Annotated in this window: 17 protein-coding genes, 2 tRNA genes and 2 pseudogenes; 5 read left to right on the top strand and 16 right to left on the bottom strand. The window is 53.9% G+C overall.

Features of this window, described 5'->3' with window-relative positions; all coding sequences use genetic code 11:
* Positions 1-115: 115 nt before the first annotated feature.
* From JCM13996_RS05880 to JCM13996_RS05850, 7 genes are all read right to left on the bottom strand, one after another.
* On the bottom strand, positions 116-1,738 hold the full coding sequence (locus tag JCM13996_RS05880) for a helix-turn-helix domain-containing protein (protein WP_054750397.1): 1,623 nt from the start codon (positions 1,736-1,738) through the stop codon (positions 116-118).
* Positions 1,739-1,778: 40 nt separating this feature from the next.
* Positions 1,779-3,569 carry a helix-turn-helix domain-containing protein gene (locus JCM13996_RS05875; protein ID WP_054750395.1) on the bottom strand — a complete coding sequence of 597 codons (1,791 nt, stop codon included), beginning with the start codon at positions 3,567-3,569 and terminating at the stop codon, positions 1,779-1,781.
* A gap of 285 nt (positions 3,570-3,854) precedes the next feature.
* Entirely contained in the window at positions 3,855-4,220 is a 366-nt protein-coding gene (locus JCM13996_RS05870) for a DUF1304 domain-containing protein (protein ID WP_173585374.1), read from the bottom strand.
* A 147-nt stretch (positions 4,221-4,367) separates the two neighbouring features.
* Positions 4,368-4,440, bottom strand: a tRNA-Lys gene (locus JCM13996_RS05865).
* A gap of 107 nt (positions 4,441-4,547) precedes the next feature.
* On the bottom strand, positions 4,548-4,919 hold the full coding sequence (locus tag JCM13996_RS05860; protein WP_054750393.1) for a hypothetical protein: 372 nt from the start codon (positions 4,917-4,919) through the stop codon (positions 4,548-4,550).
* Positions 4,897-5,349, bottom strand: a complete 453-nt coding sequence (locus JCM13996_RS05855) for a hypothetical protein (RefSeq protein WP_054750391.1) — start codon at positions 5,347-5,349, stop codon at positions 4,897-4,899. Before JCM13996_RS05855 ends, JCM13996_RS05860 begins: the two co-directional genes overlap by 23 nt.
* A 140-nt stretch (positions 5,350-5,489) precedes the next feature.
* Positions 5,490-6,506 (bottom strand): Gfo/Idh/MocA family oxidoreductase, encoded by a 1,017-nt coding sequence (locus tag JCM13996_RS05850; RefSeq protein ID WP_054750389.1) that lies wholly within the window; start codon positions 6,504-6,506, stop codon positions 5,490-5,492.
* A 158-nt stretch (positions 6,507-6,664) separates the two neighbouring features.
* On the opposite strand from JCM13996_RS05850, the gene JCM13996_RS05845 reads away from it, so the two are divergent.
* Entirely contained in the window at positions 6,665-7,531 is an 867-nt protein-coding gene (locus JCM13996_RS05845; RefSeq protein ID WP_054750387.1) for a DegV family protein, read from the top strand.
* Positions 7,532-7,628: 97 nt separating this feature from the next.
* Here JCM13996_RS05845 and JCM13996_RS05840 read toward each other — a convergent pair whose 3' ends face one another.
* The 3 genes from JCM13996_RS05840 to JCM13996_RS05830 all read right to left on the bottom strand — a co-directional run bounded on the left by JCM13996_RS05840 (position 7,629) and on the right by JCM13996_RS05830 (position 10,996).
* Complete coding sequence (locus JCM13996_RS05840) at positions 7,629-8,636, bottom strand: LPXTG cell wall anchor domain-containing protein (protein ID WP_054750385.1); 1,008 nt, start codon at positions 8,634-8,636, stop codon at positions 7,629-7,631.
* Positions 8,637-8,734: 98 nt separating this feature from the next.
* Positions 8,735-10,318, bottom strand: coding sequence for an SEC10/PgrA surface exclusion domain-containing protein (locus tag JCM13996_RS05835; protein WP_082383849.1), 1,584 nt, complete (start codon positions 10,316-10,318; stop codon positions 8,735-8,737).
* 147 nt (positions 10,319-10,465) lie between these two features.
* Positions 10,466-10,996: a nitroreductase family protein gene (locus JCM13996_RS05830; protein WP_054750381.1), complete on the bottom strand. Its 531-nt coding sequence runs from the start codon at positions 10,994-10,996 to the stop codon at positions 10,466-10,468.
* A 240-nt stretch (positions 10,997-11,236) separates the two neighbouring features.
* On the opposite strand from JCM13996_RS05830, the gene JCM13996_RS05825 reads away from it, so the two are divergent.
* On the top strand, positions 11,237-12,232 hold the full coding sequence (locus JCM13996_RS05825; RefSeq protein WP_054750379.1) for an aldo/keto reductase: 996 nt from the start codon (positions 11,237-11,239) through the stop codon (positions 12,230-12,232).
* A 183-nt stretch (positions 12,233-12,415) separates the two neighbouring features.
* On the opposite strand, the pseudogene JCM13996_RS05820 reads toward JCM13996_RS05825, so the two are convergent.
* Positions 12,416-13,834 (bottom strand): annotated as a pseudogene (locus JCM13996_RS05820) (nicotinate phosphoribosyltransferase).
* A 153-nt stretch (positions 13,835-13,987) separates the two neighbouring features.
* On the opposite strand from JCM13996_RS05820, the gene JCM13996_RS11745 reads away from it, so the two are divergent.
* Complete coding sequence (locus JCM13996_RS11745) at positions 13,988-14,194, top strand: HTH domain-containing protein (RefSeq protein WP_225353499.1); 207 nt, start codon at positions 13,988-13,990, stop codon at positions 14,192-14,194.
* Positions 14,195-14,232: 38 nt separating this feature from the next.
* The gene (locus JCM13996_RS11740; RefSeq protein WP_263848874.1) at positions 14,233-14,493 is read left to right on the top strand and encodes a 3H domain-containing protein; all 261 of its coding nucleotides are present in this window, start codon (positions 14,233-14,235) and stop codon (positions 14,491-14,493) included.
* A 458-nt stretch (positions 14,494-14,951) separates the two neighbouring features.
* On the opposite strand, the gene JCM13996_RS05810 is transcribed toward JCM13996_RS11740, so the two are convergent.
* From JCM13996_RS05810 to JCM13996_RS05790, 5 genes are all read right to left on the bottom strand, one after another.
* Positions 14,952-15,632 (bottom strand): EAL domain-containing protein, encoded by a 681-nt coding sequence (locus JCM13996_RS05810; RefSeq protein ID WP_054750377.1) that lies wholly within the window; start codon positions 15,630-15,632, stop codon positions 14,952-14,954.
* Positions 15,633-15,996: 364 nt separating this feature from the next.
* Positions 15,997-17,316, bottom strand: coding sequence for an MATE family efflux transporter (locus JCM13996_RS05805; protein WP_054750375.1), 1,320 nt, complete (start codon positions 17,314-17,316; stop codon positions 15,997-15,999).
* 678 nt (positions 17,317-17,994) lie between these two features.
* A tRNA-Lys gene (locus JCM13996_RS05800) sits at positions 17,995-18,067 on the bottom strand.
* A gap of 190 nt (positions 18,068-18,257) precedes the next feature.
* Entirely contained in the window at positions 18,258-19,292 is a 1,035-nt protein-coding gene (locus JCM13996_RS05795; protein ID WP_054750373.1) for a branched-chain amino acid aminotransferase, read from the bottom strand.
* Positions 19,293-19,537: 245 nt separating this feature from the next.
* Complete coding sequence (locus tag JCM13996_RS05790) at positions 19,538-20,464, bottom strand: ribose-phosphate diphosphokinase (RefSeq protein ID WP_054750371.1); 927 nt, start codon at positions 20,462-20,464, stop codon at positions 19,538-19,540.
* A gap of 122 nt (positions 20,465-20,586) precedes the next feature.
* Here JCM13996_RS05790 and JCM13996_RS05785 point away from each other — a divergent pair.
* Positions 20,587-21,521 (top strand): annotated as a pseudogene (locus JCM13996_RS05785) (alpha/beta hydrolase).
* The last annotated feature ends 5 nt before the right edge of the window (positions 21,522-21,526 follow it).

Below are 21,526 nucleotides of genomic sequence, written 5' to 3'. Positions count from 1 at the left end.
AGCGTATCGATGGCATCCAAGTGTCCCACACGGCGAGTACGCTTCAGGAATACGCGGCAATCCGCCGCGGCTTTGGCATCACCATCCACCAACATTAAAGCAAGGAGCCATGATCCTATAGCCGTCCAGGCTCTGGTGACGCGTTTTGTCCGTGGGGTAACCAATCTAATTGCTGTAAGAACTCATGCGCGTCTTCCTTATTATCGGCTTTAACCAGACGCACTAACGAGCGATTTAATCCGTCAAAGAAGTGACCCCGACCCAATAAAAATTGCGGGGAATTGTCCAATATACGACGGCCATGCTGGAACAACGGAATCATCTGCGCGGGGGTCAACCACGAACCCAATGCCTGTACCGCCATCAGTTCCATAATCTTCCACAAGTCGGACTGCATTAGTAGCGCGAAGACGCGATCCGCATCACGCCGCATTGTTGGCGGGTCCCCTACGCCCGCCAGCGTGTAAAGAATAAACATTTGCTCCCTTAATATGGACGTCGGTTTATCCTGCACTTCCAACTCAAACTGTTGGCACACCGCCATAGGCCCAGGATACCTAATCGATGGTGCAAACTGGCTCAGCTTGACGTACGCTGCCCGTAGCCCTATCACCCCTAACGGATGATTATCCGTGCGCCCCAAATAAGTGAAAAATTGTGAGGGTTGTAGTCCCAATGCACCTAGGAGCCGTGTTAATCCACCAAACGCAAGCTGTGTGTCCCCCGTTTCAAAACGACGTAGCGCACTAACACTAAACTCCTGGCTGATATCATGTAGCGTGAGGCCAAAGTACTGACGCTGGTTACGGAGCAACTCACCAATGGTGTGGCTGGCCGTCATCGTCATGGGATGATCAACGATGCTGTAGTTGTGGTAAACCCGCGCGTGTTGCATCCGGGCAAACATGTTCTTAAACCAGCGGGCATCATCCACACCGCCCATAACCATCAAATCATCCACCATTTGGTGAACACGCGCTTCATTAGCTACTGTTGGCTCCCGTAACCACCGCACCGCGGCTTCACCATAGGTCCAGTTTGGTAAGTACTCTAAAGTAAACTTATTGTCCCAATAGTGCGTAAAAATGGGCTTCAACTTGGCCTCAATGGCATCGACCAAGGATATATCACGATCCATAATCGCACCCAACCACACCATGAGTAACCGAATCCCGTAAAGTGGCCATTTGGGGCCCAACCGTTCGATCCGCTGCCATAACAAAGTTAACAATTCGTGACTCGCCGGGCCACCTACAACTTTCAGAATGGAAATTTCTAGCATCATATAATGTTCGGGCAACGCTAACCGGTCGGCGAGGCATTGTTCCTGCGCATCACTAAACCGAAAATCTGGTTGTCCCCAATGCTCGGCAGCATCTAACAGGACCGCCGCCAGTTGTGTCAACGTGTTGTGCTCGGGATGCTCAACGAAGTAAGCCTTGCGCCGTTTCACCACACTTTTAACATTATGAGCGAGCGCATCGTCAAGCACCGTCAACGGAAAATTACCCGGTTGTGCCTCGTAGAACGCCAGAAAATCGGTATCCTCCAACCCCAATCGGGCCATTAGGTCAACGGCTTTGACAGCACTAATGTCTTGTTCCCCGTGCTCAAAGCGCGACAATGTCGACGCCGACCAGTTGCCCGCCGCTGCGCGTAACGTCACACCACGACCAACACGGATGTCATGGAAGAATTTACCTAATCGTTGTAAGTAATCACTTGCAGTCTCGACCATGCTACAACCCCTACCTTTACGCCAAATGCTCGTATGCACTTCAACATTCCCGCTTAAATAACGCCTCCGGAACGAGATCGCCCCATGATTCCTGCATCGCATCCACCGCATCAAGGTGCCCGACCCGCCGCGACCGCGCTACAAACGAACGGCACGCAGCCATGGCTTTTGGCCCAGGCGATATCAACGCGCGGGCAAACAACCACGAACCGGTGGCCGTCCACGCACCCGGCGTGAAGTTCGCCCCCCGCGGTAACCAGTCAAACTGCTTGAGAAACATGCGGGCCACACCGTGCGGGCTAGTCTTGGTCACATGCACTAATGCGTAATTGAGGCCCTCAAAGAAATAGGTGCCGCCCAACATTTCCGGCGACTTCACCAGGAGCCGGTGTCCATGCTGAAACAACGGCACGATTTGCTCCGGCGCCAACCAATGGACAAGCGCTTGCGCGGCCAACATTTCCATTACTTGCCACTGGTTCGATTGCATTAATAACGTGAATATAGCTTGTAACCCCCCGCTAATTTCAACGGGCAGCGCTAAACCGGCGACTGTGTACAACACAAGCATCTGTACCGATAACACTGACTGCGGCTTCTCTGGTATTTGTAAAACAAATTGCTGACAAATTACCACTGGTGCTGGTTGTTCGCTATCAGGAACGTAATGTTTGAGTCTAATATACGTCGCTCGCAACCCAATCACCCCCAAAGGATGACGGTCAGTGCGTCCCAAATACGTAAAATACTGTGATGGCTGCAAGCCCAACGACCCCATCAAGCGCATCAAACCAGCAAACGCAATTTGCGTTGCTCCAGCTTCGAAACGGCGCAAAGCGCTAACGCTAAATCCCTGACTAATATCCCGTAAACTAAGGCCAAAGTAATGCCGCTGATTTTGCAGTAACTGCCCTAAAGTATGGCTGACGGCCAGCGTCAGTGGGTGATCAACCAGGGTGTCGTTATGGCGCACGTGTGCGTGCTGCATCCGGGTAAACATATTGTTAAACCAGTGGGCATCATCAGCGGCGCCCATCACCATTAAATCGTCAATCAATTGCTGGATACGGGCTGCATTGGCCGCCGTCGGGTCCCGCAACCACCGCACGGCAGCTTGGCCATACGCCCAGTTTGGTAGGTACTCGAGGGTAAATTTATTCTCTGCGTAATGCGTAAAGATAGGTGTCAGCTTGGCCTCAATTCCGTCAATGAGGGGCATATCCCGATCCATGATTGCACCGAGCCACACCATAAGTAGCCTTATTCCGTAATACGGCCACTTCGGCCCCATACGTTCAATACGCTGCCACAGCAAGGTCAACAGTTCATGGCTTGCCGGACCTCCGATTACTTTAAGCATCGCCACTTCCAAGAATGCGTAGTGTTCGGGTACGGCCAGCCGGTCAGCTAAAAGCTGTTCTTCCGCGTCACTAAACCGGAAGTCCGGCTCCCGCCAATGTTCCGCCGCGTTCAGACACGTCGCCACTACTGAAGTAAGCGTATTTCGTTCCGGGTGCTCCGCAAAGTACGCGGCGCGGCGACGCACCACCATTGCCGGTTCGTACGACAGCGCCGCGTCCATAGCAAGCACCGGCAAGTTGCCCGGCTGCCGGTTATAGAATGACAAAAAGTCAGTATCCTCTAACCCCAACCGGGCCATCAGTTCCACGCCCTTATCCGCACTAATATCGTGCTCACCGCGTTCAAAGCGCGACAACGTGGATACCGACCAGTCACCCGCCGCTTCCCGTAGCTTGACCCCACGGCCCACGCGGACATCATGGAAGAATTGACCCAGTCGCTGTAAATATGTACTTTGTTCCGTACCCATACGCTCACTCCCAGCTAGTTGCACAGTGACGTTACCCAATAAATTGCTACCGTTTAACATAACATTATAACTAATTATTCTTACTTGCAGTACGGTTACGTCCAAGAAACTTTGTTCCGTCACCACTGACAGGCACCACGACGCGCTGAAATCCGCCCGCAGTACTGCGCCCACCAAAAAAACCGGCTGCCCATGGACCGCCGGTTAGTACGTACCACCTAAATATTCGTCCAAGTAACCGCAACAGCCATTGACCACCTATCAATCCGCTTGCGGCCGGTACTATTAATGCAATAGTAGTAACAGCAGCAACGCCACAATCGCCGGACTACCCTGGGTCAAAATAATCTGCTTATTAGCCGTCAGCGCACCGAAGATGGCGGCGACCACGACGAAACCCACAAAGACGAGTTGCATACGGTACGCAGCCGCCCCGGTGAGGCCATAACGCGCGTACAGTAGACCTACGCCGACAAAACCATTATAGAGTCCCTGATTAGCCATCGCCGACCGTGCCGTCCTCGTGGCGAGATACTCCCGGGACAGCCCAAACGCCCGCCGTGCCATTGCCGTCTGGGTCCCAAATATTTCTAGCCCCATAATGAAAAGTGCTTCGAGTGCTACCAGTACGACAAAAATATCCGTCACCATTGCGTATTCAACCTCCATTACGTCCAGGTCCATTGTCCGTACACGTACTAAGTAATTGATAACCTGGCCACCACCATCTAGCGATCAGCCCGAATAAAAAAAAGCGCCCCACCAGTCAAAACTGATGAGGTTCTCGCCGATATTTGCTGGGCGGTCAGGGGATCGAACCCTGGACACCCGGATTAAGAGTCCGGTGCTCTGCCAGCTGAGCTAACCGCCCATGTTACTGCCTGTCGCCTTGACGACTTAAATATATTATCATGCATACGCCCGCCACGCAAGGGGTTGCGCACATTTTTTTCAAGATAACGGTCATCAGGCTACGGCCTACCCATCCACGCCGTGTTCACGCCGCCATTTAGTTAGGCGTTGGACCATGGTCTGGTATTCCCGTCGAAAACGATCATGGTACAGGTTCGCGTAGTACATCACACCCGCCAGGGTTTGCTGGCGCGTTGCCAACGTGATGGGAATAAACTTTTCCGTGGGTGGCACTAAGCTGGCATCAACCACCTCACCCAACACGAGCTGCGCCGTGGAGGTTGCCGCCATAATGTACAGCGACAGTACGTATCCCCGTACTGCTGGGGGCCTATCCAACGTGGTAATCATCTCGGGGTACTTGGCCAACACGGCGTTTTCCGCTAAGTGTGCGACCGTGTCGACCGCCGCATCATCAGCCTGTTGCTGCCTGACCATCACGCACACCCCCTACTTCGGGATCGCCTGCCAGTGTGATCCAGACATGACGGATATCGTCGATGGCTACCCGCCGACCGTCGATAAACACATCGTTATCCTCATAGCCATCCACCATGCCGGAAAACATCTCGTCTAATTGGCCATTCGTATCCACGTGGCGGGTCTGCACGGTCACCTCACGACCATTACGAAACCCCTCATCGAGGATGGTCGTGACGTACAGCGTACTCTGCTCGGACAGCGGTTGCTCCGGATGCATGTAGCGTTGGTGCATCTTATTCAGCGCACTGGTATGGTCACTCAGGTAGTAACCCTGCCACTTCTTCATCCCCCGATCACGGTATTGGTGGGCAAAGAAGTCCTGGACCAGCCCTGGTGTCACCGCCGTGTACATATCTAGTAACCCGTAGCGTCGTTGCTTAGACATCCCCATCACCTCCAACGAGTTGATACCCTTATTATACGAACATATGTTCGTATAAGCAACCTGTTGCTGGCTCCACCCCACTAAAAAGACGGCGTGCCACCCGACAGGATGACGTACGCCGTCTCAATCACTTTGCGCTATTACTTACATTGCTGGATACCCGTTTCCAGCATCGAAATTTGTTCAATGGTTTCCTCGTCCCGGACGATCTTCGGCGCGCCTTGGGCCAACGTGGCGTATATGCCCGCGTACACACGGCTATAATCGCCCCGCACCGTGGGCACCTTCTCCTCGTGGTATTGACCGTCATCATCATAGTAGATGAGCGTCCCGTAATCTTCGGGCCGATCCAGGCCAAAGTCGTCGTGGTCTGGCATGTAAAAGTGCTTCAAGTCCACCTCCTGCCGGTCCATTGCGGCTTTGGTAAACATCCCCCGCCGGCCATAAACCACGAAACTCGGCCGTGCTTGCACGCGGAAATAGCTCGACGCCACGCGCACCTTGGTCCGACCGTAATACATATCGATATCAAAGTAATCGTTCATGCGACCGGGGCCCAGCAACTGCCGAACGTCGTAATGGGTCCGGTCCGGGTGCCCAAAGTAACTGATGATTTGGTCGAGCGTGTGGCACCCGTGGCCGTACAGAAAACTATCAATTTTGCTGAAGCTAGTCGCCTGCTCGGGCACGTACGGCCGGTAGTAATCGTAATTGGATTCCAACTCAAAGAGGTCACCCAGCACGCCGCTCTTGATCACCTTTTGCACGGTCAACCAGTCAGAATCAAAGCGCCGGTTCTGGTAACACTGGATGAACAGTCCGCGTTCATGGGCGAGATCAAACAACTCCCGCGCTTGCGCGGACGTTTCCGTGAACGGCTTTTCCACCAGCACGTTCTTGCCGTGCGCCAAGACATCCTTGGCCGTCGCGTAGTGGAACCGGCTCGGCGTCGTCACCACCACTAAATCAATACTATCGTCACCGTAAATATCATTGAGGTCGGTCGTGTAGTGCACCCCATCAATCTTGGCCCAACGGATGCGCCCGCTTGGTGAATAGATCGTCTTAACGTGAAACTGGTCCTTGAGTTGGAGCACAAACGGCAAGTGGTAGCGGTTGGTGCTCTTACCATTACCAATATAAGCAACATTCAGCATACGTAGCAGTCCTCCTTGTAATCGTTACCACTAGCATAGCCCAAATCCGGGCGGGTGACTACAGTTGCGCCGCTGACACCGCGTTGGTTACGGTTGGACACCTTTCCCCTTTGCATGTAGACTTACAGTGACTAGCTGCAAAGAAGAAGGGTGCCCACATGAAGATTGCAATTGTTACCGACAGTACCGCCTACATCACACCGGAGCAGATTGGTGACCTCCCCATTCGCGTCGCCACGACCCCGGTGATCATTGACGGAACGACGTACAACGAGGGGGTCGACATTACCACTTCGGAGTACTACGCGCACCTAAAAACGGCCAAAGAGTTCCCGCACACCTCGCAGCCGCGGTTAGGTGACGTGATCGACATTCACCACCAGCTGCTCGCAGAGGGGTACGATACCGTCATCAACATCTACCTATCCGCCACGATTTCTGGGATCAACAGTACCGTGAGTGCCCTCGCACGGGAGACCACCGATCAGCACATCATCGTGTATGATTCCCAGATCACGGTCATCCTCATGGGCGAGATGGTGTTGACCGCCGGACGGATGGCCGCGGCGGGCGCGAGCGTGGATGAGATCATCCACCAACTGGACATCCTGCGTGCTTCAACCGGTGAGTACTTCATCGTGAACGACCTGCAGCACCTCGTGCGGGGTGGGCGCCTGAGCAACACCGCAGGTATCCTGGGTAGCATGTTGCGCATCAAACCCCTGCTTACTTTTGATGACACCACCCATAAAATCGTGGTGGCGGACAAGGTGCGCACCCTGCCCCGCGCTTACCGTCACGTGGAAACACTGTTTGCGCAAGCTCAAGAGGACGCGGACTACCCATTACGCGCGTGGGTCATCGACGGTAACGATCCCCAGGCTGGGGATGACTGGCAACACAGTCTGCAGCAACAGTTTCCCGATGTCCGCATCCAACGGTCCTACTTTGGGCCGGCCATCGGTACCCACCTGGGCGCCAAGGCTATCGCGCTGGCGTGGATGCGGGACTTGCACCAAGACTAACCGTAGCGGACAGATTAAACCAAGACGCTCCCACCACATCCCCGTATTGGGAACGTGGTGGGAGCGTCTTTACTTTAAACTTGTTTCACGTGAACTTTTAGACACGACGCCGCTTAGTCATCCCGATACCCAGTAAGCTCATTAATGCTAAACCAACCATGGCTAATGTCGCACTGGCAGTATCACCAGTTTGTGGGAATTGCTGCTGATGATGCGTCACCGTTGTGCTTTTTGCTATAGTCTTGGTGCTACCAACCGGAATTGTCCCGGCTTTATTGATAGTACGTATCGGTACACCCGCACTACCCACGTGTTGTACTTGCGTAACGTGGACTTCTCGCTCAGTGGCTGTTGCATTTGCACCAGTAGTAGCATTACCTTGAACCTGTTCGTTTGACGCTGGTGCCTGCTTAGATTTGCCTGGCTTGACCACTAACGGGCTGACCTTTTGTGCCGTCGTATCCACGACCCGCATCAATGCCAGCCTTGTTTGTGCTTGATCCAGCTTGTTCTGGGCCGCTTGGGCTTCGACAGTTGTGCTGGCCAGCGCAATTTTAGCATCCTCCAGACTATTAGCGAGTGCTGTTTGTTTTGCTTCAGCATCCGGTAACGCTTCACCCACATTGTCAACATCAACCAACGCCTGTTGAGCGGCTGATTGAGCGGCGGTTGCTACCTGAACGACTTTAATTGCCGCAGCAACCGCCGTCTGTGCTTGATCCGTTGCGCGTTGCGCCGCATCAACTGCCGCTTGGTCAGCTGATAGTTTTGCTTTGGCCGTTGCTAAAGCAGCCGTAGCAGTCTGCAGGGCGGCTTGTGCCTGAGTGACGGCCGACTGATCAGTAGCAGCAGGCGCCTGTAATTGGTCAAGTGCTGTTTGCGCTTGCTGCATCGCAGCCTGAGCAGCGGCTTGCTGCTTCTGTGCTGAAGCTAGATCCTCGGCGGCAGCTGTTTGCATTTGAACAAATTGCTGTAGCGAGGAATCGGCCTTAGCCACCGCAACATTGTCCTGTTGAACCGCAAAGCTAGCATCTGCCTGGGCCGCCAAAGCAGTAGATCTAGCATTAGATGCATCAATCTGTGCTTGCTTAGCCTGTGCTACCACCTGACGCTGCGAGGTGATTTGTTCCGCTAAACCAGTATCAACTGTGGGAATAGGGTATGACGCAGTGATACGCGAATCATTATTGGTAAGACCAAAATTTACAAAATGTAGCTAGTCTCTCCGACGTGGTCATGTGAGATACCCTCGTACATCGTAACCTGATCACTTGGACCATCAAGTAAGGTGTTCCAATTGAGTACATTGTGCGTATGACCAAACTGCGAAGCCTCATCATTAAAAATACAACTCAATAAGCTGTAGTAGAGGCTTTCCTTTTCAGCATCTAGTGACGTAAATGGTTCGCCTCCAATATTGGAATACGGTAATCCACTTTCACTGATTCCCAGGATATTGTTTTCACTTTCAACTTTCGCAAATGCTGGAAGATCGTGATCACCCGTAGCTCCCATATCAAACTTGTCCTGATCATATTGATCAGCCATATCCTGAGCAACCTTGACCGATAAATCGGTGACCTGCCACTGGTTAAAGTTCAATTGCTTGCATAATGGGTTAAGTAAGCTGGCTGCAAAGATACTTAGTTCTCGCTCAATTTCTGGGCTGTCTAGATTAGTGGTCACCTTCTCATCAGCCTCGTTGTGATGAAATTCCGCGTTTAAGTCAAAACCCGGTGCCAAAATTGCCTCAATCTGGTCATTAGTTAGCCCTCGATTAAATAGTGTTCGGTCCACACCGGCCGGCAGCACAATTACGTTTGCGGACGACTGTGCCTCTGCCTTCTGTTCTTCTGCAGCCAACGTCTTTTCAGCGGTCGATACTGTTGTGTTAGCATCCGCAATCTTTTGGTCAACTTGATTCAACTTAGCTTGTGCCGCATCCAGGTTAGCTTGATCCTTACTCAATTTTGCCTTGGCCGCTACATCCTCCTGTTGTGCCGAAGCAACCGATTGGTCGGCTAGCTTCTTAATAGTGGCCTTGTTAGCAGCAGTCTGGTCAGCCTGGTTGGCTTGCTGCTGAGTCTGACGTAACTTCTGCTTAGCATTAGCCAACGTTGTGGCATTGACTGGTGTCGTATTTGTCTGAGCCTTCTCATCCGCTGCCAATGCAGTTTGACGATTATTGACCTCCTTTTGCGCTGCAGCAACCGCGGACTGATCCTGACTTAGCAATGTTTGTGCCTGGGCTAACGTGTTCTGTTTGCTGGTTTGGTTATTTTGGGCCGCTGTTAATGTTTGCTTGGCGGCGGCAAGCGCGCCTTGTGTTTGCGCCAACTGTGCTTGTGCCGCTTCCAGCGCTGCTGGCTGATCATCTTGAGTGGCCTTCAATTTCGCCACTTCAGCCTGCTGATCAGCTAGTTGCGTCGTCAAACTACTAACTTTGGCTTGAGCTTGCTGTAACGCTACCTGAGCTTGTGTTACCGCCGCCGTTGCGGAGTTAACATTTGCCTGTGCTTGCTCTAATTGTGCCTGCGTGACTGTTATCTGGTTTGTCTGTGCTGTATCGGCACTGACACGATGCATTTGATTTATCCAGCCCGTACCAACTAAGGCAACTGCCGCAGTACCAACCACTGCGGCCTGTTTAACGCTCAACTTCATAATCGGTCCCTCCATGAGTACAAAATAGTACCAAAAATCACCCAGTATTGTTTCAACTACAAATATTGTTATTTCATCAACATTATCCTTCACCAAATTGATGAAGAAACTAAAGTCACGCAATTTTGAGCACTAAGTTAACCAAACATTGCATATATGTAATTTTGTGCCAGATAGTTTTCTCATCAAAAAAATTCCCATAGATAAAACCAGCCCCTCGTTAGCATACTTTGCTAACGAGGGGCTGGTTTTTGGTGAAACAGCTTCAAATTATAGCTGTGTCACCCCGATACGGTGTTCGTCGACCGGCCGCGGTGCGTACTGCTCCGTGGTTGGCCCTAACGTGATGCCGCAGGTTGGCACAAAGCCGGCCGGTAACTGCAGTTGAGCGACAGTGTCGGGCGACTGCACGAGCCCCGCAACCGCGCCCCAGATATAGCACGTACCCAGGCCGAGGTCGGTGGCTGCTAGCGCCATCGTGTGCGCGATAATTGCAGCGCTGGAGTAATCCGCGTTGCTCAACTCACCACCATTAGCGTCGACCGAAACCAACACGAAGACCGGGGCACCGTACAGCATTGGGCCTCCATCACCATGAAAGGCCGCGGCAGCCGCCGTATTAATGGCAGCTAACGTGTCCGGATCCTCAATCACCGTTAAGTGGTACCGTTCAAACTGTCCCATTGCGACCGGTGCCGACTCGGCCGCCGTCAGAATCTGCTTCAGTTGCTCTGTGGTTGGCTTTGCACCCGTGTAATTGCGAATAGCGTGCCGCTGGTTAATCGTTGTTAAAGTGTCCATAAATGCCTCCACGCTCCTTTGGTGTCCTGTGTGTATTGCCACCCTTATGGTAGCGCATTCACCAAGCTGGTCAACCATTGTTTACCCTGCGCGTGCACGTCCAGATTGATAACTAATTACACCGCATGCTTACTTTTGCGCTATACTAAAAGTAAGCGCAATCATAACCGGCTTGTTGCCATCAGCGCCACAACCGTTTGACGGGCGCCACTTTCACTGAACGTTAAAGGGGGATCATTTATGCAATATACAACACTTGGTCATACCGGTTTGAAGGTCAGCCGTCTAGTCTTGGGCACCATGAACTTTGGCCCACGGACCAGCGAAGAGGACGCGGACAAGATCATGGACCGCGCTCGGGAACTAGGTATCAACTTCTTCGATACTGCTAATGTTTATGGCCGGGGCGCCAACCCTGACGCGCACGCTGGTTGGACCGAAGAAATTGTTGGCCGCTGGTTCGCTAAGGGTGACGGCCGCCGTGAGAGCACCGTCCTCGCCACTAAGTTCTACAACCACATGGACGACCCGAGTTACGGGCCTAACGACCCAGCTGGGGTTTCCGCCTACAAGCTCAAGCGGAGCCTGAACGACTCACTCCGGCGCCTGCAGACCGACCACGTGGAATTACTACAGATGCACCACATTGACCACCACATTAACTGGGACGAAATCTTTGGCGCCTACGAAGACGTTATCGCGCAGGGCAAAGTCCTGTACGCGGGTTCAAGCAACTTTGGTGCCCGTCACCTTGCCTTTGCCGCTGCACACGCACACGACCGCCACTTCCTGGGCCTAGTGTCCGAGCAGCACAAGTACAACCTGCTGACCCGGCTACCAGAACTTGAATTGCTCCCGACGATCAAGGACCTGGGGATGGGTATGCTGATTTGGAGCCCACTAGAGTCCGGTCAGCTGGCGGAAAACATTCTGCACCCAACGGACCCAAACGGCCGGCGCGCGGCCCAGAACAAGCTGCTCAGCGCGGCCCGCAAGGCACAGTTGCAGCGCTACGAAGACCTGTGCAAAGAGCTCGGCGAAACCCAGTCGACCGTAGCTTTGGCTTGGTTGCTCCAGAACCCCGTGGTGACCGCGCCAATCATCGGCCCACGCACGATGGAACAGTTAGAAGCCGCTGTCCACGCCCTGGACGTGCACCTATCACCAGACGTACTGGAAGAACTCGACCAGATCTTCCCACCAGTCGGCGCCGCACCAGAGGCCTATGCTTGGTAATGCCCGCGTCCGTTGCAGTTCAACCTGATTAGGCCAAAAGCGGCCTGTCACCCAGCACTATCTGGATGACGGCCGCTTTTTTTTGGTTATCGGCACCAAGTGACACTACACCGCGTTCCACGTGAAACGTCCCCTTGCTGCTAGGCAATATTGTGCCTGGTAGCCACCCATCAGGGGTGACCGTTAGTTACCCCGTAACTCCCGGAGCAGCCCCGCCTGGAGCTGGGCCAACTGCGGCGCCAAGTACACGTGGTAAGTGTCTGGGTTCACCAACCGCAAGACCGGGGCCGGCAACTCCCGTAACCACGTTTGACTCCGGTGCTGAATCGCAAAGACATCATCCACGCTAGCCGCGGAGGTCACGGACTGCAGCAACGGGCGCGCCTCATAGTCGGTTAACGTGACCTCTTTGTGCGTACTTAACGGGTCACTATTGACCGCCGTCAGCGGCTGACCGGCCACCGCCTCGTCAGCCAAGGCGATAACGTCCGCAAAGGCGGTGTGGGCACCAGGCCGGTACAGGCGGTACACCTGCTTACGGCCCGGCAACGTAACTTTGGCCTTGCTGGCACTCAGTTTCATCTTCGGCACCACTTGACCGTCCTGCTCGATAGCCGCCAGCTTGTACACCCCGCTGAGGACGGGGGCTGACGAACTGGTAATCAGCTCTTCACCCACCCCAAAATTATCAATGGGGGCGCTCTCCTGGAGCAACGACGTGATGATCTGCTCGTTCAGCGCGTTGGACGCGGTGATCTTAGCCTCGGGGAACCCGGCGGCATCGAGCATTGCCCGTGCGGCTTTGGCAAGGGCCGTAATGTCGCCCGAGTCAATGCGGATTCCGACCGGCTGGTGACCGGCCGCCGCCAACTCCTTAAAGACCGTGATGGCGTGCGGGACCCCAGAGCCCAAAACATCATACGTGTCCACCAGCAACGCGCTGTTGTCCGGATACATCCGGGCCCAGGCCCGGAACGCGTCCAGCTCACTGTTGAATGACTCCACAACTGTGGGCCATCGTCCCCGCCGCGGGGATGCCAAACATCTTGGCGGCCAGAACGTTAGACGTGCTTCCACAGCCGCCGATCACGGCTGCGCGCGTCCCGTATACGGCACTATCCGGACCCTGCGCCCGCCGCGCCCCAAACTCCATAACGGGCCGGCCAGCTGCCGCAAAATTAATTCGCCGCGATTTAGTTGCAATCAACGACTGATGATTTAGTATATTTAGTATTAGGGTCTCAAGCATTTGCGCCTGCGCGATGGGACCAGTAACGGTCATGAGCGGCTCCCGTGGAAAGACCGGTAGCCCCTCCGGCACCGCCTGCACCGTGCAATCCAGCTTGATGGTTCTGAGCATGGTTAAAAACCGCTCATTATACAAGTCCAGCGAGCGCAGGTAAGCCAAGTCATCCTCGTCGAAATGAAAGTTATTCAGCGCCTGCACCACCTGCTGGAGCCCCGCAGCCACCACGAAGCTCCCCTGGTCTGGGACCTGGCGAAAGAATACGTCAAAGGTAGCGCGGGTGGGCGGCAACTCGGCTCAAAACCGTTGGCCATCGAGTACTCGTATAGATCCGTTAGTAAAGTTAAATTCCGCATGTTTCCATCCTTTTCCGGGGTGTTAAGGTGTCTTGACACCCCGCGCCATTGTTCGTAATTGTACCACTAATCACCGTCTGTGGTGACCCACACAGATACATAACGTTCAGGCTATTCAAGCAGTAATACTGCCAACACACGGAGGAACTCATCATGAACAAAACCGATCGCCGCACCTTTATCCAGGGGCTCATTAGCAACGCGAGTGCACCCATCAGCGCCACCCAAATCGCCCGGCGCCTGAATGTCAGCCGGCAAACGATCGTCGCGACGTCGCCTTACTACGCGCACGGGGTGAAGACATCATCGCCACCCCCGCGGGTTACCAATACAACCACGTTAACGCGAACGAGGCGCTGATCGTTTGCCGCCACCTCCCCGCGGATACGGCGGACGAGATGCAACGCATCATCGACAAGGGTGGTATCATTCGTGACGTGATCGTTGACCACCCGCTTTACGGGGTGTTGCGCGGTGAACTTAACATTAGCACGCCAGGCGACATCAAACTCTTTGTCGCCAAGATGGCCGCGCAAAAGGGACACCTGCTATCGGAACTGACTAGCGGCGTGCACTCGCACACCATTTTGTACCAGGATCAGCCCCAGCTTGACGCCATCCGCGCCTCACTGCGAGCCGCGGGGTACTTATACGAATAACACCCAGAAGGAGGCACCCGCGTGGTGGGTACCCCCTTTGCATGACCCCCAGTTCCCCATCGCGGATACCAAGCAGCGGCCGCGTAGAAAAATGGCGGCGTTTTCCCCAAAAGCAGCATAGGACCTATTGCAAAATAGCGCCGCCATCCGCGCTAAACCCCACCCCACCGGCATTGATGTATAGAAAGCAAAATAGGCACCACCAGAACCATCGCAGTGCATCAACGCTGCTACCCAAAATGGCGCCTATGAAAAAATATGTCCTATGCCGTTAACGCTTTTTTTTGGCCACAGCGGTTTGTGCGTCGCAACGCACCCCTTCACATTGCGGGGGCGGCGCGGCCATCCTTCAGTAAAACAAAGCAGGCGCGAGCAGGAATTTTCAAATTTCTGCTCGCGCCTACTTGATTATATGCTGAATGAATAATGGTTGTGCTTTACTCGCCGGGACCAGATCCTTACCGCGGATCGCTAGCTGCGAGCCGCAACAAGTGCGGACGCCCATAATAGTAACCCTGCCGGTACTCAATACCCATGCGGTCGGCCACCTGGTCATCGTGTCGGTCCTCAATACCTTCCAGCACAAAGCGGAGGTGGTTTTGATGGGCCACACTCGTCCAGAACGAAATCCGCCGCGGCACGATTGGGTTCGCAAACCCCTGATCAAAGTTCTGAATGGCAAACTTGATCTCATCGACAAACGGTAAGAGCGGTACTGACGTCACCTCGGTATTCTCACCACAGTCGACGTCATCCAAGCTAATTTCAATCCCGCGCGCGTATAACTGTTGGAAGGCCGCGCGGACCGCCCCCATCGGGACAACGGGGTCGGACCGGTCTTCCGTTATCTCGACGACGATTCGCAAGGGCCGCACCCGGTTCTGCACGGCGATGACGGCCGCAGTCACTTCCGGTTTGACCAACTGTACGCGGTTCAGGTTCACTGCGACGTACTTCATCTTGAGTGACAACCGGTCCGCAACTTTGAGTAACTCGTCGGCAATGATCGCGGTTGGCAGTTTGGTAAAATCCGCCGGTGGCCGCCAGCCATTTTCAGTATATTGCTTCATAAACAACTCATAACCAGTCACTGCTGCGTTAAATTTATCAATTTGTGGCTGTACAAAGTAACGATACATCGAGTAGCCCCCTGTCGCCTCCACGTAGGGCGGGTGCCACCAGGGGCAAGCACCGTGATACGTGCGATTACCTTAATTTTAGCGACCTTACAGGTGATAGTAAACGCTACCACAATAAATAATGGTAATTATTGGTAATAAGTCACCTATTTTTCACTAAATTGGCGGCACAGGCGCGCTACTGCGATGTAAGTGGTACGTTCAATGAGAAAATATAGGCGTTCATAACGTAAACGTACGGGGCGCCCCAAAAGTCGCGGTGGGTGCTGGCCAGCACCGCCGTTTCCTGACCAAAATACCCTGCGGTGACCGTAATTCGGCGTCACAACGTTGACAACTGGTGTTTACAGAAAGTGGATCCCCGCTACGCCAAAATCTTGCTGCGCCGGTACAATACGAGCCCAACCAGGAAGGTCAGCACGTCAGCGGCCGCCTGGGCCCAAATTACTCCGTTGAAGCCCATCAGGCGCGGCAACACCAACATGACGACGGCAAAGATGACCCCTTGCCGCGAAATGGACATAACCAACGCCCCCAGAGACTGCCCGGTTGACTGGAACACCGTCGTGAACACCAGAATCGCCCCGACGAACGGTGTCGTGAGTAGCAGTGCCCGCAACATTTGGCTACCCATGGTCACGATTGCTGGCTGGTTCATGAATAATCGCAAGACGGGCCGCGCCGCCAGCATCAAGACCACCGCGCACACGACGGCGTAGACCACTTCAACTTTGAAATCATAGTGCAAAATGGCCCGGAGCCGTTCGCGATTGTGCGCACCATAGTTATACCCCACGAGCGGCTGGGCGCCAAAGGCAAAGCCGACCATGATCAGCATCACGATCATGTAGACCTTCTGCGCGATGCCCATCGCCGCCACTGCGTTCGCCCCGTATGGCGCTAGGTGCTGGTTCAGCAGCATCGTGCCGAAACTTTGCATGAAGTTGGTCAACGATGCAGGAATCCCAATGGCGATGACCTCCCAGAGTGCCGTGCGGTCAATGTGTGCGGCCCGTACACTTAAACTGAGGTAGTGGGACTTGGTGGCCATGAACCACACTAGTAACCCCGTGTTCAATACGTAACCAATAACGTTGGCCAACCCAACACCGCCGGCCCCCCAGTGCAGCACAAACAGGAAGATCGGGTCCAGGATGATGGTAAAGATGGTGCCCGCCATCGTCGCTATCATCGATTGCCGGGCCATCCCCTCCGTCCGGATGATGTTCCCGGGCACGAGGGACACGATGATGAAGGCCGCACCACCGACCAGCATCTGGTAGAAGGCCCCCGCGTACGGACGCGTGGCTGCCGTGGCCCCAAGTAGCGTCAAGATGGGCCGCTCAAAGCCGAGCATGAGGGCGGTCACTACCAGGCTCAGACCGATAGCCGCGTAGAAGCAAAAGCTACTAACGCGGCGCACCTCGGCGTAGCTATGTTTGCCCATGAGCCGCGAGAGTAACGCGCTCCCGCCGAGGCCAAAGATGTCACCCAGGGCCAACATGAACGAAAATAACGGCGCTCCCAGCGCCACGCCCGCCACCAGGTCGGCGTTGCCCGTTTTGGCAATGAAGAAGGTATCAGCGAGGTTGTACACCATGCTGGCAACCATCCCCACCACGACTGGGAGTGCCAGTTGCATGTAAACTTTGGGTACCGGTGCTTTTTCAAATAGTTCGTCCACTCTATGTAAACCTCCGTTTCGTCGTGACAGCATCATACGCTACGCGTCGCAATACTCCTAACATACAACAACATCGCCATTGACGTAACCATAAAAGAACTCCTCTGCGTCTGCCGAGGAGTCAACAACCTCCCGCCACAATGGCAATTTAATCCGTCAATCGATCTTGTAGCCTTTGGATAAACCGTTCCGCAATGGGAAAAAAAACGTCTGGTATTTTTCCATATAATGTACATTTTCGTGCTCAACCGTGGCCGTAACGGTCGGAATACTAAGTCACTACCAGCACTGGGGGATAATGAGCCCCTCGAATGTGAGTAATACGCCTAACCCATTACGGACAAATATCGTTATAAAAAAAAGATTAGTCGTACCACACTGAACTCAATGATGGTGGTATTAACCGCACCTTAAGTCCGTTTGATAAGCTTGAATCATTCTTCAACCAATACCTTAGGTAACTACCGAGTAAATCATAATATTCACCAAAGCCACTAAAAAGCACCGACCAAACAGATGGCTAACAGCCGCGTGGTCGGTGCTTTCTGTCTTGGGGGAGTGATTTGCCCCCAATTCCTGGATCAATTGGCGGCCCAGAATGATTACGCTGGTTTCTGTAATAAAAAAAGTGTTGGTAGCTACTTACGCAACTACCAACACTAACTACTGGAAATATGCTGGGCGGTCAGGGGATCGAACCCTGGACACCCGGATTAAGAGTCCGGTGCTCTGCCAGCTGAGCTAACCGCCCATGGAACTTGTCGTGACGTTCACGACTTAAATATATTATCACTAATATGTAGACCCGGCAAGGGTGACACGCATTTTTATACGGAAAAGGGTAACAAAAATGCGCTCCCTCAGCGGAAGCGCACTGCACATACTCGTTCAAATATCGCCAACCACGTGACCTGACACACTTGGGGGTCAGCCAATAACTTTTACTTCAACGGCACGTCCACAACCCAGCCATCAGGACCCTTTTCGTCGCCAAACTGGATGGCGGTCAACCGGTTGTACAACTTGGTCGTGTACGGCCCCACTTCGGTTTCGGAGTAGAACACGTGCTTGTGACCATGGTGCGTAATGGAACCCACTGGCGAGATGACCGCCGCCGTCCCCATCGCGCCGGCTTCACTGAACTTGTCGAGGTCGTAAATACTGATAGTCGTCTGTTCGGGAATCAGCCCAAACTCCTTAGAAAGTTCCAGGAGGGAGAACTTGGTAATGGATGGCAAAATGGAAGGTGACTTCGGCGTCTGGAAGCGACCGTCCTTGGTGATGCCAAAGAAGTTGGCCCCACCTAGTTCCTCAATGTTTTCGTGTAACCTGGGATCCAAGTAGACGGCATCCGAGTAGCCACCTTTGTGGGCAATATCGCCAGGGAGCAGACTGGAGCCGTAGTTGCCGGCAACTTTGGCCGCACCAGTCCCACCGTGGGCTGCCCGATCATAGTCACTCGTCACGTAGGAAGTTGGCGTCAGACCACCTGGATAGTAGGCCCCGACTGGGGTAGCAAAGATTTCAAAGGTGTAAGCATCAGCCGGGTGCACCCCAACCATTGGTGTCGTCCCAAAGTAGAAGGGACGCAGGTACAACGTGGCACCCGTACCGTAGGGTGGCACAAAGTCCTGGTTGGCCTTGACGACCTGCTTAACGGCGTCCAGGAACATCTCTTCGGGCACGTGTGGCATCTTCAGCCGGTCAGCTGACGTGTTAATCCGCTTAGCGTTCATATCCGGGCGGAAGACGTTCACACCTCCGTCTTTGCGGCGGTAGGCCTTCAAACCTTCAAAGACTTCCTGACCGTAATGGAAGGCCTGGGCGGCTTCACTCACCTGCAAGTATGAGTCTTCTTCCAACCCACCCTGGGACCACTTGCCGTCCTTGTAGTAAGCGCGGTAACGGTACGGTAGGTCATGATAACCAAAACCTAGTTTGCTCCAATCAAAATCTGATGGTTGTGCTTTTGCCATGAGTATTCCCCCTATTGTGTGCACGTGGTGCCATAACGGCCACGACGGTATCGGCAACCGACCCGAATCATTCGGATCCGCAAATCAATTAACTATAGTTGTACCACATTTTTTTGAGAATATGATTAGATTATTGTAATTATTAACCAGTTCGTCCCCCAGTAGGCGTCTGGCTGCGCCAAGATGCAAATAGGCCACCACGATGACGTCCCGTGGCGGCCTACTGATTATTATTCTTGTTACTACTAATCAAACAGTGGATGGATCGATTCGTTCTTACTAATCAGGGTAATGGCCCGACCAATCAAGTCACCCACGGAAATGATGACCATGTTGTCGAGGCGATCCTCTTCGGGAATATCAATCGTATCCGTTACCACGATCTTCTTCAACCCAAGCTTGGACAACCGTTCACTGGCGCCAGCGGACAGCACCGCATGGGTCGCACAAGCGTAAATGTCGGTGACCCCGTGCTCCCGCAAAGCCTCAACGGATTCTACGATGCGCTGTCCCGTGTCGATCATGTCGTCCACGATGATGGCGGTCTTGCCCTCCACATCACCGATAACACCGATGTTCTCGTCACCAGGACGGCTATCAACGATTGCCAGCGGGGCGTCGAGGTGTTCCGCTAACTTCCGTGCCAGCTTAGTCCCAGAGTGATCCGGGGCGATAGCCACCACGTTGTCGTTAATACCATGGTCAATGAAGTAGTTGGCCAACAAACCGAGCGCATTCAGGTGGTCCACGGGAATATCAAAGAAACCCTGAACCTGATCTGCATGGAGGTCGACGGCAATCACCCGGGCGGATCCGTCCATTTCCAGCATGTTGGCTACCAGTTTGGCCGTAATGGGCTCACGGGAGCGGGCCTTCCGGTCGGCACGGGCGTAACCATAGTAAGGAATGACCACGTTGATCTGGTGCGCACTAGCCCGCCGGAGTGCATCAATCATAATCAGCAGTGCCATCAAGTTTTCGTTAACCGGATCCGACACGGACTGAATGACGTACACATCAGCGCCCCGGACACTTTCTTCCAGGTCAATTTGAATTTCGCCATCCGCAAAGTGCTTGACGCTCGCGTTTGACAACGGTACGCCGACTGACTGGGAAATCTTTTCAGCAAGCGGTTCGTTGCTGTTCAACGCAAACAATTTCAGTTTTGACATATTTCCTCCGCTAATCCACTCTTATTATCACAACAATTATACACGACTGGTGCACGCGTCACCACCGCCCGTTAAGGTATAATGTGCTTATTAGTAATCGTCACGGAAAGGATGGCATAACGATGAAGACTCGTACCATTGTGGGACTGAGTGTGCCCCTAATTGCGACTGGTGCCTTGGCAGCAACCGCCGAGAAGTTTTACCAGTTCGCCTTCAAGCGCATCGACTACATTCCTAACGCCGGCGCCACCATGCTCAAGTATGCGCCAGACTATTACACCGACGTCAACTGGGTCAAAATGCGGCCCGACCTCGCCGTGTGGCACCAGGAAGCGCCCGATGGTGAACGCCTGAGTGCCTGTGGGTTCCGTGTCGAGGCAGTCACAAAGCCGTGGTGATTGGCCATGGCTACAAGGGCACTGGTATCACCATGAGTAATTATGCGCGTATGTTCCACCGGATGGGCTTCAACGTCTTGATGCCGGACGACCGGGGCCACGGCGGCTCGGGCAGTAACTACATCAGTTTTGGCTGGCTCGACCGCCTGGACTACCTCCGCTGGATCGACCAGATTGTTGCCCATCTGGGCAGCGAGGTAGCCATCCTCTTGTTCGGTACGAGCATGGGTGGCGCCACGGTCAGTCTCGTGAGCGGCGAAAAGCACCTGCAGTCGCAGGTCAAAGCCGTGGTGGAAGACTGCGGGTATTCCAGTCTGGACGGCGAATTCACCTACGTACTCAAACACGTCTTTCACCTTCCCCGGCGGCCCATTGTTCCGTTGGCGAGCCTGATCAACTACCGCCGCCTTGGCTACTTCTTTAAGGCGGTCGACGTGGCGGGGGCGCTCAGCCGCAGTAAACTGCCACTGCTAGTGATTCACGGTCAGGAAGACACCTACGTGCCCACGTTTATGGGTCGCGAAAACTTTGCGGCCGCGGGTGGGCCCAAAGACCTGTGGCTGGTCCCCGGTGCCGCGCACGCAGAGAGTTACTGGGTGGATCCGAACCAATATCAAAATCACATCGCCAGTTTTCTTGACACTTATTTTCGCTACTAGCATTT

Origin of the sequence: Lacticaseibacillus thailandensis DSM 22698 = JCM 13996 (genome assembly GCF_001312865.1) — a bacterium.
GTDB lineage: Bacteria > Bacillota > Bacilli > Lactobacillales > Lactobacillaceae > Lacticaseibacillus > Lacticaseibacillus thailandensis.
This window is presented reverse-complemented; position numbering and strand designations above follow the sequence as displayed.